14 protein-coding genes are annotated in these 12,146 nt (G+C 68.2%); 7 read left to right on the forward strand and 7 right to left on the reverse strand.

Annotation, left to right across the window (positions count from 1 at the left end; translation table 11 throughout):
* Positions 1-81: 81 nt before the first annotated feature.
* The 3 genes from ACK8HH_RS04270 to ACK8HH_RS04280 form a co-directional block, all read right to left on the reverse strand.
* Entirely contained in the window at positions 82-765 is a 684-nt protein-coding gene (locus ACK8HH_RS04270) for a heme oxygenase (biliverdin-producing) (protein WP_045538910.1), read from the reverse strand.
* Between the two features lie 149 nt (positions 766-914).
* Positions 915-1,721: a large conductance mechanosensitive channel protein MscL gene (mscL, locus tag ACK8HH_RS04275; protein ID WP_045538908.1), complete on the reverse strand. Its 807-nt coding sequence runs from the start codon at positions 1,719-1,721 to the stop codon at positions 915-917.
* Between the two features lie 95 nt (positions 1,722-1,816).
* On the reverse strand, positions 1,817-2,470 hold the full coding sequence (locus ACK8HH_RS04280) for an SAF domain-containing protein (protein WP_062367642.1): 654 nt from the start codon (positions 2,468-2,470) through the stop codon (positions 1,817-1,819).
* 113 nt (positions 2,471-2,583) lie between these two features.
* Between ACK8HH_RS04280 and nhaA the strand changes: the two genes are divergently transcribed.
* On the forward strand, positions 2,584-3,852 hold the full coding sequence (gene nhaA, locus ACK8HH_RS04285; RefSeq protein ID WP_062367673.1) for a Na+/H+ antiporter NhaA: 1,269 nt from the start codon (positions 2,584-2,586) through the stop codon (positions 3,850-3,852).
* A gap of 100 nt (positions 3,853-3,952) precedes the next feature.
* Complete coding sequence (locus ACK8HH_RS04290; RefSeq protein ID WP_006894708.1) at positions 3,953-4,258, forward strand: FmdB family zinc ribbon protein; 306 nt, start codon at positions 3,953-3,955, stop codon at positions 4,256-4,258.
* 37 nt (positions 4,259-4,295) lie between these two features.
* On the opposite strand, the gene ACK8HH_RS04295 is transcribed toward ACK8HH_RS04290, so the two are convergent.
* Positions 4,296-4,883, reverse strand: a complete 588-nt coding sequence (locus tag ACK8HH_RS04295; protein ID WP_006894709.1) for a 5-formyltetrahydrofolate cyclo-ligase — start codon at positions 4,881-4,883, stop codon at positions 4,296-4,298.
* A gap of 59 nt (positions 4,884-4,942) precedes the next feature.
* Between ACK8HH_RS04295 and ACK8HH_RS04300 the strand changes: the two genes are divergently transcribed.
* The 5 genes from ACK8HH_RS04300 (at position 4,943) to ACK8HH_RS04320 (ending at position 9,697) form a co-directional block, all read left to right on the forward strand.
* The gene (locus ACK8HH_RS04300) at positions 4,943-5,878 is read left to right on the forward strand and encodes a UTP--glucose-1-phosphate uridylyltransferase (protein WP_039866719.1); all 936 of its coding nucleotides are present in this window, start codon (positions 4,943-4,945) and stop codon (positions 5,876-5,878) included.
* Positions 5,879-6,012: 134 nt separating this feature from the next.
* Positions 6,013-7,317 (forward strand): gephyrin-like molybdotransferase Glp, encoded by a 1,305-nt coding sequence (glp, locus tag ACK8HH_RS04305; protein ID WP_062367640.1) that lies wholly within the window; start codon positions 6,013-6,015, stop codon positions 7,315-7,317.
* Positions 7,318-7,347: 30 nt separating this feature from the next.
* Entirely contained in the window at positions 7,348-8,004 is a 657-nt protein-coding gene (locus tag ACK8HH_RS04310) for a GNAT family N-acetyltransferase (protein ID WP_039866720.1), read from the forward strand.
* A gap of 120 nt (positions 8,005-8,124) precedes the next feature.
* Positions 8,125-9,480 carry a gephyrin-like molybdotransferase receptor GlpR gene (gene glpR, locus ACK8HH_RS04315; RefSeq protein ID WP_346074669.1) on the forward strand — a complete coding sequence of 452 codons (1,356 nt, stop codon included), beginning with the start codon at positions 8,125-8,127 and terminating at the stop codon, positions 9,478-9,480.
* Between the two features lie 37 nt (positions 9,481-9,517).
* The gene (locus tag ACK8HH_RS04320; RefSeq protein WP_006894714.1) at positions 9,518-9,697 is read left to right on the forward strand and encodes a hypothetical protein; all 180 of its coding nucleotides are present in this window, start codon (positions 9,518-9,520) and stop codon (positions 9,695-9,697) included.
* A gap of 24 nt (positions 9,698-9,721) precedes the next feature.
* Here ACK8HH_RS04320 and ACK8HH_RS04325 read toward each other — a convergent pair whose 3' ends face one another.
* The 3 genes from ACK8HH_RS04325 to ACK8HH_RS04335 all read right to left on the reverse strand — a co-directional run bounded on the left by ACK8HH_RS04325 (position 9,722) and on the right by ACK8HH_RS04335 (position 11,994).
* The gene (locus ACK8HH_RS04325) at positions 9,722-10,468 is read right to left on the reverse strand and encodes a hypothetical protein (protein ID WP_006894715.1); all 747 of its coding nucleotides are present in this window, start codon (positions 10,466-10,468) and stop codon (positions 9,722-9,724) included.
* Between the two features lie 76 nt (positions 10,469-10,544).
* Positions 10,545-11,075: an MmpS family transport accessory protein gene (locus tag ACK8HH_RS04330; RefSeq protein ID WP_006894716.1), complete on the reverse strand. Its 531-nt coding sequence runs from the start codon at positions 11,073-11,075 to the stop codon at positions 10,545-10,547.
* A gap of 154 nt (positions 11,076-11,229) precedes the next feature.
* Positions 11,230-11,994, reverse strand: a complete 765-nt coding sequence (locus ACK8HH_RS04335) for a lytic transglycosylase domain-containing protein (protein ID WP_006894717.1) — start codon at positions 11,992-11,994, stop codon at positions 11,230-11,232.
* Positions 11,995-12,146 lie beyond the last annotated feature (152 nt).

Consider the following 12,146-nt stretch of genomic DNA (forward strand, 5'->3'; position numbering starts at 1 on the left):
GAGCACCAGGCGAAAAGGGCCGCGACCTCCGAGGAGGTCGCGGCCCTTTCCTGTGCCGGTGGCTTTCGAGCCGGGCGCCGGTCAGCGGCGGTAGTCGTCCAGCAGGCCGACCAGTTCGGCGAAGAGTTGCTGGTTGAGTCGGAAGGCCACCCGGACCTCGTCGACGATGCGCTCGCGGTCGGCGGCGCTGAGCGAATCGCCGATCGCGTCGAGCTTGGCCCGGTACGCGTCCTTGTAGGGCTTGTTCGCGGTGGCGAGCTCGAAGGAGTACATCGAGACGCCCTCGCCGCCGAGCTCGAACTCCCGGTCCAGGAGGCGGCCGATGGCCTGGCCGCCGGACAGGTCGCCGAGGTAGCGCGTGTAGTGGTGAGCCACCAGATGGCCACCCCGCGACGCGGATTCGGTGATGCGCGCGGCATAGGCGTCGGCGGCCGGAGAGTCGACCGGCTCGGGAACGATGCCCCCGCGCGCGCTCCAGTGAGCCAGATCGGCGTCGATCGTCGCGACCCGCTCCAGCGCCGGGTCGTGGACCAGTGACACCTGGGGGTCGTCGGCGAGGGCACGCGATGCGCGCTCGAGCGCGTCGTACACGATGCGCAGGCGCTGCAGGTAAGCGATGTACCCAGCCTCGTTGATCCGGCCGGCCAGCAGCTCAGAGATGAACTCGGAGTTCTCGGCCTGCTCGTGCTCGGAGGACGATCCCTGCTTCATCTGCTCCGACAAGCGGAGGTCTGCCGCGAGGTCGGGAGATGCGGTGGTCGGCATAACGTCCCCTTCAGAGATCGAGTTAAAGGCAAGGCTAAGGTAACAATTTCGCGTCGTACACGCGAGTCGGAGTGCCCGAAAACGACGCACGGCACCCGCCCCGCGGCGGGTGCCGTGCGTCTCGTCGAGAATTCGGTCTCGTCGATGAGTCAGCGTGAGTGACGCGGCGCGTCACCGGGATTCTGACCCGGAGGCGGCGGGTACTGGCCCGGAGCGTACTGACCCGGGGGCAGATTGCCCGGAGGCGGGTACTCGCCCGGCGCCGGATTCGGGGTCGGAAAGCCTCCGGTCGGCGGGCCGGACGGCGGCGTGAAACCCTGGTGCCCCGGCTGCTGCTCGTGCTGCGGGTGGGCCTGCGGCGGAGCCTGCTGCGCCTGAGGCGGGATGTTCATGGTCTGCGTCCGATCGCCGTAGCCGGGTGACGGGGGAGGCGCCATCGGCGCAGGCGGCGTCGGTGCCGGCTCGCGGTTCGCGCGATCGGCGGCAGCCATCTCCGCCTCCTTCGCGGCCTTCTCGGCTTCGTCGCGCTCCTTGGCGTCGGGGTCGAGGGCATTGCGGATCTGCGTCAGCAGGACGATCTCGGGATCCGGATCCTCCTCCTTGTCCTGGAGCTTCCGGAGTTCCTGCAGCTTGTTGTACGGAACGACGATCAGGAAGTAGACCACCGCGGCGACGATGATGAAGTTGATGACCGCGGAGATGACGGCACCGAAGTCGAGGAAGGTCGCGGGGTCGTCGGACTTGATCGAGAATCCGAACCCGCAGATCTGGGCGGGGCCACTGGCGGCGCCGTCCGCGGTGGGGCAGTCGCCGCTGGGAATCGTGGCGAGGAGGGGATTGATGATCTTCTCGGTGAATGCGGTGACAATCGCCGTGAACGCCGCACCGATGATCACCGCTGTGGCCAGTTCGACCACATTGCCCCGCATTATGAAGTCTTTGAAACCTTTGAGCACGCGCGTCCCCTCTGATCTTGGTGCTATTGCTGGTTGCTGAGTCTAAACCACATATAAAGGTTTCGTGCGGTGGAACAGGACCGTTCGGCTGTCATTCAGTGGAGTATGACGGCCAAGGCCATGTCTAATCCGGTCGATGCCACTCGGCGGGCCGCCTGCTCGTTCATCGCCAGAAGAATCGGCGTCGCCGCCGAGTTCATCGGTTTGCCCGACGGATTCGACGGTTCGCCGGCGACTATCGCGCCTCGGGCCAGAACGGTGGCCTCCGAATCGAGGACGTCCACCACGTCGCCCTGGCGGACCAGGGCGACGACCGACTCGTCGGCGGGGCGGATCGGCACCAGCCGCGCTCCCGGATCGCCGGTCAGTGCGGTGGGCAGCCGCGACGTGAGCAGCCGTGTCTCGGTGATCATCTCGCCGCGGCGCACCGGTCCGGTCAGCTTGCGGCCGATCGCGGAGCCGGTATCGGTGAGCGCACCGGGAGGGGACAGGTCGGCCGGTACGGCACGCGCGGCGAGATCCGCGGCGGTGAGGAGAGTGCCCGGTCGAAGATCGGTCGCAGCCGTCAGTACGATCGGCGAACCGACGTGCCGCCGCGATACGGCGAATGCGCCGAGCGCGGCGATGACGAGAAGTGCCGCAGCGATTCGTCGAATCCGAATTGACCGAAATCGTCCAGTACCGAGAATGGCCTGCACCCGCGACAACGCGCTCGGTGAGAGATGGCCGGGGCGATGCGAAATCCTCATACCGCAACAGTCCGCTGGGTGGCGCCGCCGGTCGTGGGCAATTCGCCGATTGTGGATGCGCACGCTCGCTCGACAACGATTTCCACAGATTCGGTGTCTGCAAAGATGTGTACATGAGCGATCACGAGGTCTACGGCCCATCGACGACCGACTCGGGGACCGATCAGGGATCGTCGCGGCGACAGGCGTGGAAGGGCTGGATCAGCGGTGACATCCAGGGCGGCGCGGTTCTTCTGGTCGCCGCACTGCTCGGCTTCGCCCTCGCGAACTCGCCGTGGCGCGAGGGGTATCACTCGATGCTGGAAACCGTGGTGGGGCCGGCGTCGCTCCATCTCGACCTGTCGCTGGCCGAGTGGGCGGCCGACGGTCTGCTCGCGATCTTCTTCTTCGTCGTCGGGCTCGAACTCAAGCACGAATTCGTCGCAGGCAGTCTGCGTGACCCGCGCCGCGCCGGTGTGCCCGTGGCGGCGGCGGTGGGCGGGATGGTGGTTCCCGCACTCATCTATGTGGCGATCGTCGCCACCAACGATCCCGAGGCGCTGCGCGGGTGGGCGACGCCGACCGCTACCGACATCGCCTTCGCGCTGGCGGTGTTCGCGATCTTCGGCGCAGGACTGCCCAGCGCGCTGCGCGTCTTCCTGATGACACTCGCGGTGGTCGACGACCTGCTCGGAATCATCGTGATCGCCACGGTCTACACCGAGACCATCGACTTCGTGATGCTCGCGATCGGGCTGGTCTGCGTCGTGGCCTTCGGGTTCGCGGTGAGATTGCGTCGCACGCACTGGTGGATTCTGGCGCCGCTGGGGCTGGCCGCGTGGGGATTCGTCCACGCGTCCGGTGTCCATTCCACCGTGGCCGGCGTCCTCCTCGGTTTCGCGGTCCCCGCCGCTCTGGTATTCGACGAGCGTCACCCGCGCACCGAATCGTTCGCGGAGACCGTGGCGCCGATCTCGGCGGGCATCGCCCTGCCGTTGTTCGCGTTCGCCTCTGCGGGTGTGACGGTCATCGGGGTGGGGCACATCGTGCAGCCGGTGAGCATCGGCGTGTTCTGCGGTCTCGTGGTCGGCAAAGTGCTCGGAGTGGTGGTCACCACCTTCCTGGTGACACGGCTGACGCCGCTGCGTCTCGCGGAGGGCATCTCTGTGCGCAGCCTCGTGCCCGTGGGACTGCTGACAGGTATCGGCTTCACAGTCGCACTGCTGATCGCCGAACTGTCGTTCTCCGACGCCACCGGTCTCCCCGCGGATCACCAACCCGCGGCGAAGGTGGGGATCCTGCTCGGTTCGCTGGTCGCGGCCGTCCTCGGCGGTGCGTTGCTCCGGTGGGACGTGCGGCATGCGCGCGTGAACGGCGAGGCCGCCGTCGAGCTGGACGACTAGGCCGAAAGCACTCGATCCGCACCGTCGCTGGCACTCGGAATGATTGAGTGCCAGATTCGGTTTACACTAGACAACGAGTTCTCGACCTTCGGAGGTTTCCGTGCCCACCTACAGCTACGCGTGCACTGAGTGCGACAACAAGTTCGACATCCAGCAGGCGTTCTCTGACGACTCGCTGACCGAGTGCCCGCAGTGCAGCGGCCGCTTGCGCAAGCTCTTCAATTCGGTCGGCATCGTCTTCAAGGGCAGCGGTTTCTACCGCACCGACTCTCGCTCGGGCGGATCGGTGGCAGCCAATTCCTCCTCCAGCGACTCCGGCTCGACCTCGTCGTCGTCCGACTCGTCGACGAGCGGTTCGGCCTCCGGGACGAGCGCCGCGGCGGCACCGGCGGCAGCCTCCGCCTGACACGGGCTCGCGCGGGTCGCTCCGCGCAAATGTCCGATCAGCCCGGTGACACGCGGCTGAATCCGCCGCCCGGGGTCAGCACCCAGTCCATCGGGACGTCGTTGGCCTCGTGCGGGACGCCGTCGTCGAACAACTCGGCATCGTGCACCACGGCCACCACCGGCGCCTCCACGGCGGCGAGGGTGCGGTCGTAATAGCCGGCACCCCGGCCGAGCCGCGCGCCGGTGCGGTCGGCGGCCACCGCCGGGACCAGGATGAGGGCGGCGTCGTGCAGCACATCCGGATCGAGCCGGTAGCCCTGAGGTTCGAGCAGGCGCCACCGGCCCTGAGTCAGTGAGCTCTCGCCGCGGTACTCGCCCCACTGCAGTCGTGCCGGATCGCCCTCGGGGACGATCGGAAGCAGCACCCGCAGCCCCTGATCGAGCAGCGCGTCGAGCATCGCCGTCCCGCCGGGTTCGGCGCGGGTGGCGACGTATGCTGCGACCGTGTCGCCCGCGGCGAGTTCGACGGGCAACCGATACATCCATTCGGCGAGTTCCGCATTGCACTGGGCGAGAACGAAGGGCGACATCCGGGACCTGGCATCGAGGACGCGGCGCCGCATGTCGGACTTTTCGGTGCTCATGGCTCCCTTTCAGAGACTCACGTCCGATCCTGCCAGAAACGGCCATTACGCTGAGGCACATGTCCGACACCTCCGCTCGACCGTCAGGCCGGCGCGCCGTGATGCATGCGCCGCCCATCCCGTACACCGCCGTCGTTCCCGCGGCCGGTCTCGGCACCAGGTTTCTGCCGGCCACCAAGACGGTGCCGAAGGAACTGCTGCCCATCGTCGACACCCCCGGCATCGAGTTGGTGGCCGAAGAGGCGAAGTCGGCGGGTGCCGAGCGGCTGCTGATCGTCACCTCGCCGGGTAAAGACGGTGTGGTCGCGCACTTCGTCGAAGACCTGGTCCTCGAGGGCCGCCTCGCCAAGCGCGGCAAGGAGGCGATGCTCGCCAAGGTGCGGAACGCCCCGTCGCTGCTGGAGGTGGACTCGGTGGTGCAGGACCGCCCGCTCGGCCTCGGCCACGCCGTCGGCTGCGTGGAACCGGAACTGGCTGACGACGAGGATGCGATCGCGGTGCTGCTGCCCGACGATCTGGTGCTGCCCGGCGGAGTCCTCGGCCGGATGGCGGCCGCACACGCTCGGTACGGCGGCAGCGTCCTGTGCGCGATCGAGGTGCCCGGGGAGAAGATCAGCGCGTACGGCGTATTCGACGTCGAGGAGGTCGCCGACGATCCGGAGGTCAAGCGGGTGCGCGGCATGGTCGAGAAGCCGCCCGCAGCGGAAGCTCCCTCGAATCTGGCGGCGGCGGGCCGGTACATCCTCGACCGCAAGATCTTCGACGCGTTGCGCACCATCGAGCCGGGCGCGGGCGGCGAACTCCAGCTGACGGATGCGATCGCGTTGTTGATCGAGTGGGGCGAGCCCGTCCATGTCGTGGTCCACGAGGGCAGCCGGCACGATCTCGGGAATCCCGGCGGATACCTGAAGGCCGCCGTCGACTTCGCTCTCGACCGTGACGACTACGGTCCGGAGCTGCGGGAATGGCTGGTTCGACGGCTCGCCGACGACTGACCGATCTCGCTGTGTTCAGCGCGCCTGCGGGCTCTGCGCGGAGCGGGCCGTTAGCCTCGAACTGCGCGTTGCCCGGTCGTGCGAGCGGTCGGCGCGCACCGATCTGAGACCACTCGGGGGACGTGAGGAGAACTATGCGCTCGGTCGAGGACCATTTGAGCCTCGTGACGGCTTCGGTGGTCGCACCGCGACCGGTGCAGGTGGCCATCTCCGAGGCCGAGGGCCTGCTGTGCGCGGAGGAGGTCGTCACCTCCGACCCGCTGCCCGGTTTCGATCAAGCCGCCGTCGACGGTTACGCGGTGCGCGCGGTGGATGTGGCGCCGGCCGGCGCTCCCGCCCCCGACGATGTGACCGAGCTGAACGCGGACGGGATCGAGGTGGAGGAACTCGACGACAGCGGCCGGCTCGTGGTGCATCTCCCGGTGGTCGGAGACGTGACCGCGGGTTCGCGCACCCCGACCCGGCTGCAGCCGGGACAGGCGGTCCGGGTCGAGACCGGAGCGCCGATGCCCACGCTGGCCGACGCGGTCGTGCCGGTCAGATGGACCGACGGGGGCGAATCGCGGGTGATGGTCGGGCACGCCGTCGACAGCGGCGACTACGTCCGGCGCACCGGCGACGACGTCCGTCCCGGTGACGTCGCGGTCAGCGCGGGCGCGGTGATCGGCCCCGCGCAGGTCGGTCTGCTGGCCGCGGTCGGACGGTCGCGGGTCCTGGTGCATCCGCGACCGCGGGTCTCGGTGATCGCCGTCGGCAACGAACTGGTCGACATCGATCGGAAACCCGGTGCCGGGCAGGTCTTCGACATCAACAGCTATTCCCTCGCGGCCGCCGCGCGCGACGCCGGCGCCGACGTGCACCGCGTCGGGATCGCCGAGCGCGACCCCGCCCGCCTGCGCGAAGCCGTGGAGGCCCAGCTGATCCGGTCGGAGATCGTGGTGATCTGCGGATCGATCGGCGGGGCCGCGTCGCGCGCCGTGGGCGAGGCGCTCGCCGATCTCGGCGACCTCGAGATCGGGCGTGTGGCAATGCATCCGGGATCGGTGCAGGGCTTCGGACGGCTCGGGCGGGACGAGATCCCCACCTTCCTGCTGCCCGCCAACCCGGTCAGCGCGCTCGTCACCTTCGAAGTGATGGTCCGGCCCCTCATCCGCATCGCCCTCGGCAAACGGCAGCCGATGCGGCGCATGGTGACGGCACGGACGATCGGCCCGATTCTGTCGGTGGAGGGCCGGCGCGGATTCCTGCGCGGCCAGCTGATGCGCGACGAGCGGTCCGGGGAGTATCTCGTCCAGGTGATCGGCGAGTCGGAGAGCGGCGCCTCCCATCTGCTGGCGGAGTTGGCCGAGGCCAACTGCCTGATCGTGGTGGACGAGGACGTCGAAGAACTGCGGACCGGTGATCACGTCGATGTCATGTTCTTGGCGCAGCGCGGATAGCGGGCCGGGCCGCCTGACTACAATCGCCCTGTGCTGAGGTGGTTGGTCGATTCGCCGCGGAGCCCGGGTTGGCCGGCGGAGCTGGGACCCGTCCGGGTCAAGTCCGGTGTGGTTCGCGTGCGCCCGATCCGGATGCGTGATGCGGGCGAGTGGAGTCGACTGCGGATCAAGAACCAGAACGACTTGCTTCCGTGGGAACCGACCGGCCAGGGGCCGTGGGACGCGCGCCACCAGCCGTCGTCCTGGGCGCCGCTGTTCTCGCTCCTGAAGTCCGAGGCCAAGCGCGGAACGGTGCTGCCCTTCGTGATCGAGGTGGACGGACGGTACGCCGGGCAGCTGACCATCGGCAACGTTCAGCGCGGGGCGGTGCGCAGCGCGTGGATCGGGTACTGGGTCGATTCCGACGTGGCGGGCGGTGGCGTGGCCTCGGCCGCCGTGGCGCTGGGTGTCGATCACGCCTTCGGGCCGGTCGGACTGCACCGGCTGGAAGCCACCGTGCAGCCGGAGAACGCGGCGTCGCAGGCGGTGCTGACCAAGATCGGCTTCCGTCGCGAGGGATTGTTGAAGCGGTACATGGATGTGAACGCGCGGTGGCGCGACCATCTGCTGTTCGGGCTCACCGTCGACGAGGTGTCGGGGAGCGCGGTCGACACACTGATCCGCGCCGGTCGCGCCCACGCCGTCTGAGGTGCTGATCGTTCGCTGAGAAATGGAAGTTCCCCGGCGCGCCTGAGCCGCACGCCGTCGGACGGTTCCTACCCTGTGGAGTGGATACTCGTCGCTCGACCCGGAAAGGAGCTGCCGGTCATGCCGACTTCTGTGCTGTGGGTGACCCTGATCGCAGTTTGGCTGTTCGTGCTGGTCCCCATGGTGCTGCGCGGTCGGCCTCAGGCCCGCAAGACAACCGAAGCGGCTGCGAACACCCGCCTGGTGCACCGTGGCGGCTCGAGTCGGCGGACGTCGAGCAGGACCGCGGCTCGGGCGCGCGCCGCCCAGCGCGCCGCCGCGAAGGCCGCCGAACAGGCGAAGGCCGCGCAGCGCAAGGCCGACGTCACGGCCGTTTCCGCGACGCAAGCGGCGGACGAAGCGGATGCGGCAGTCGACGATCGGGATGACGACGTCGACCGTCTGGAGGCCGATTCGGGGGTCATCGAGACCGTCGACGCGGAGCTCGTCGACGAAGCCGGAGACCAGACACCGGCGGAGACCGAGGACGACGATGTGGTCGATGTCGAACTCGACGACGCCGACCTGGATGGACTGGACGACGCCGAGATGGTCGACGCCGAAGAGTCTGCCGAGGAGCCTGAGGCGGAGTCTGAGGCGGGGCCGGACGTGGACGTCCTGTCGGCGGTCGAGATGACCGACCAGATCCCGGTGGTTGTAGCGGACGTGGTCGACCTCGACGAGGCACAGGCCGCGCGTGACGCGGATCAGATCCCGGTGGACGAGGCATACGACGAGGCGAACGACGGCGAGGTGTTCGAGGAAGACCAGTACGAGGAGCACGCCGAGGACGACCAGGACGCGTACGAGTACGACGAGTACGACACCGAGGACGACGAGAGCGAGTACGCGCAGGACGAGTACGCGCAGGACGATGACGACGATGCAGCGGCGGCGGGCGAGTTCGGCTCCGTCCTGGACGACGACGCGGGGTCTGCTCCGACGGCGCGCGAACTCCGCGGTCGCGGCGGGCGCGGACCGGACCATGTGGCCGAACGTGAGCGGATGCAGTACCGCGAACGGCAGCGGATGGTCCTCATCCTGGCAGTGCTCACGATCGGATCTATCGTCGGCGCATTCGTCTTCCGGCCGTGGGGGATCATCGCCGCGGTCGCGATGGTCGCGGTGTTCTCGCTGTACCTGGTGTTCCTGCGCAGAACAGTGCGTGAGGAGCACGCGCGAGCTGCTCAGCGCGCGGCTCGCCGCCGACGTCAGCGGTTGGAGGACGAGCGGCTGCAGTCTCGTCGAGCCGAACCCACCTACATGGAGCCGCCCGCACGCCTCCGCCGGCCCGGCGGAGCGATCGTCCTCGAGATCGACGACGAGGACCCGGCCTTCGACCATCTCCCGACTTACGACTTCGCCTACCAGTCCGAGTACGACGACAGCGCCGACGATGATCACGACAGCCTGCAGTTCCGTCGAACGGCTGTGTAACGCTGCCGTGCGGCATGATTCGCCCTAGGCTGGAGACATGAGCGACGACGACCAGTGGTACTTCGATCTCTCCACGGGCAACGTGACGCAGGGCAAGATCGGCAACGTATTCAATCGGATGGGACCCTATCCGGATGAGGCGACGGCGCGTCGTGCGCTGGAGATCGCCGCCGCGCGCAACGCGGCGGCCGATTCTCAGGACGACGAGGAGTCGTAGGCGTCTTCCGCGAGATGCACGCTGTCAGGGCTGCTCGCCGGTGCTGATCGTGTCGGGGTGGGCGACTACCCATTCCCTGCACAGTTTGGCAGCGCGGCGAAGTGCGATGAGTTCACCGAGATAGCTCGCGGCGCCGCCGACGAACGGGATCCAGCCCAGCCAGCTCAACAGGCGTGGAGAGCCCGGTCGATCGCCGAGCGACCGGGACAGGTCGTGAAGGGTGCGGCCAACGCTCCACAGCCGGGACACGAACGCCTTCTCTCGGCGGGTCGAACCGTCGTCGAAGGGTTCGGCGTCGGCAGGGGATTCGAGTCGGACATCGAGGTTCCGGCCGAACAGGATCGATGCGAGCATCGTGACCGCGGCGTCGCGTGACACCACGCCGTACTCACGGCTCACCGCACGCAGCACCAGCGCCTGGCTGGCGAATCCCAGGTAATCGGACATCGGCAGCTTCTTGGTCCAGGGACCGAAGATGCTGGGGAACGCGACGCCGCCGGTCGTCACCAGACCGATGCGGGAGACCCACCAGTCGGCGTGGTCGCGCAGTGGCAGGTCGTCCCATCCGGCGGTACCCGGCCAGTCGAGGACGTTGAGAACGCCGGACGCTGCGACGGCACTGCGGTCGAGGCAGTTCCGCGGATTCTGGAAGGCGTGCGTCCGAGGCTTCAGGTCCAGCGGATCGGCGGTGATGAGCACGTCGAGCATCGGGTCGATCGTCGCGATCGCGCGGTCGAGGACCGTCGCGACCTCTGTATCACTGAGCGCCATGCCGCTGAGCTTATCGTCGTGGGCCGGGGCGTGCAGGTCCCGTCATGGCGACGGGACCTGCGGACAACCCGGGCGACTAGCTGCTCGGCTGGCTCTCCTCGGTGGGAACGCTGTAGGTGCAGTTCGCGGTGGCCGCCGGACCCTTGCTGGTCTGGGTGTTCTTCACCTGGCCGTTCACCAGGATCTCGCAGGTGATCGTCTGGCTCGCGTCGGCCTCGAAGTCGTTCGTGGCGGTGAGGCTGGCGATCTTGCCGAACCCCTGCAGGGTCACGTCCTTGGTCCAGGGCAGCTGCGCTGCGGTGTCCTGGGCCATGTTGAAGTCCTTGTCGCTGTAGGTCACCGACGCGGTACCCCCGCCGGTGACCCGGTAGGTGACGGTGGCGGTGCTGTTCGCGGCCTTGTCGATCTCATTCGCGACGCCGCCGACCATTGCTGAGCAGCCCGCGATCACGGCGATGAACAGCACCACCAGTCCGCCGACGATCCACGGCCACTTCTTTCGCTTCTTCGCCGGCGGCTGCGGGGCGTACGGGTACGGCTGACCGTAAGGATTCGGCTGCTGACCGTACGGATTCGGCTGCTGAGGCTGCGACTCGGGGTTTGTCATCTCGGACTCCTGTGAAAGGTGTTGCCTGAGGGATGAAACCCCTCAGTCGGACATCCGGGATGGTATGCGAAGGGTCGGACAAACCGGCTTAAGTCGTCTAGTCGGACGACAGAACGGCGTCGCGTGAACGGACGCGCGCGGTGGAATGGCGCGCTCAGTAACTCCGCGCGAATCCGAGGACGTTGCTGACGTACTCGGCGGAGTTGTTGTATCGCAGGACGGCGCGGCTCTGCCCGGCCGGATCGGCCAGGTCCAGGTTCTCGTCGCAGAGGTAGCGCGCCGTCGTCAGTGCCGCGTCGAAGAGGTTCTGCGGGTCGGCCTTGCCGTCGCCGTTGCCGTCGGCCGCATAGTGTTCCCACGTCGCGGGGAGGAACTGGGTCGGTCCGACGGCGCGGTCGTACTGTGCGTTGCCGTCGAGGCGTCCGCCATCGGTGTCTGCGATGACCTGGTTGCCGGCGAGCGAGCCGTCGAGGACGGGGCCGTATATCGGATGCCGCAACTGGCCGCGCGAGTCGGCGTCACCGAAGTTGGCGTGCTGCGACTCCACCCGGCCGATGCCTGCGATCAGCTTCCAATCGATATGGCATCGGGGCGTGGTCTTGGCCATCGTGGCCGCAGCCGAGCGGTAGGCCTCGAAGTTGATGCGCGGGATCACGCCGGTCGTCACCGAGGCGGGCAGCGCGGGTGCGGGAGGGGTGGCGTGCCGTGTGGCGGCGACCGGCCGGACTGGGGTCTGGGTGGTCGACGGTGCCGGACGGGGGTCGGCCTCGGCACGGATGGGCGTCGAGGCCGCGGCGTGGTCGGAGGATGCCACGCGGTCCGGGGAACTCGACGTCACGCCCATCAGGGCTCCGGTGACCGGAACCAGGCCGGCCGCGACGAGCAGGGCGGACTTCAGTGGTTTGCGATTCGGATGCATGGTCAGACCTTGGTGTCGGGGAGGGTGGCTTCCTCTCGACAGCCGGCCACGCAGGCGATTCGGGCCGCGAACGGCGGCTGTTCGAGGACTGCGGACGAACGTACATGAGTTCGTCGCGATACCGTTATTAGGTCGTTACCAAGCGCCTATGG

This window comes from Gordonia sp. LUNF6 (genome assembly GCF_047041125.1).
Classification (GTDB): domain Bacteria; phylum Actinomycetota; class Actinomycetes; order Mycobacteriales; family Mycobacteriaceae; genus Gordonia; species Gordonia sihwensis.

What these genes read in the sequence shown, in the direction of transcription:
- ACK8HH_RS04270 (WP_045538910.1), bottom strand. Translation starts at nt 765, where the DNA reads ATGCCGACCACCGCATCTCCCGACCTCGCGGCAGACCTCCGCTTGTCG.
- ACK8HH_RS04330 (WP_006894716.1), bottom strand. Translation starts at nt 11,075, where the DNA reads ATGACAAACCCCGAGTCGCAGCCTCAGCAGCCGAATCCGTACGGTCAG.
- ACK8HH_RS04335 (WP_006894717.1), bottom strand. Translation starts at nt 11,994, where the DNA reads ATGCATCCGAATCGCAAACCACTGAAGTCCGCCCTGCTCGTCGCGGCC.
- ACK8HH_RS04280 (WP_062367642.1), bottom strand. Translation starts at nt 2,470, where the DNA reads ATGAGGATTTCGCATCGCCCCGGCCATCTCTCACCGAGCGCGTTGTCG.
- ACK8HH_RS04295 (WP_006894709.1), bottom strand. Translation starts at nt 4,883, where the DNA reads ATGAGCACCGAAAAGTCCGACATGCGGCGCCGCGTCCTCGATGCCAGG.
- ACK8HH_RS04325 (WP_006894715.1), bottom strand. Translation starts at nt 10,468, where the DNA reads ATGGCGCTCAGTGATACAGAGGTCGCGACGGTCCTCGACCGCGCGATC.
- ACK8HH_RS04320 (WP_006894714.1), top strand. Translation starts at nt 9,518, where the DNA reads ATGAGCGACGACGACCAGTGGTACTTCGATCTCTCCACGGGCAACGTG.
- ACK8HH_RS04300 (WP_039866719.1), top strand. Translation starts at nt 4,943, where the DNA reads ATGTCCGACACCTCCGCTCGACCGTCAGGCCGGCGCGCCGTGATGCAT.
- glp (WP_062367640.1), top strand. Translation starts at nt 6,013, where the DNA reads ATGCGCTCGGTCGAGGACCATTTGAGCCTCGTGACGGCTTCGGTGGTC.
- glpR (WP_346074669.1), top strand. Translation starts at nt 8,125, where the DNA reads ATGCCGACTTCTGTGCTGTGGGTGACCCTGATCGCAGTTTGGCTGTTC.
- nhaA (WP_062367673.1), top strand. Translation starts at nt 2,584, where the DNA reads ATGAGCGATCACGAGGTCTACGGCCCATCGACGACCGACTCGGGGACC.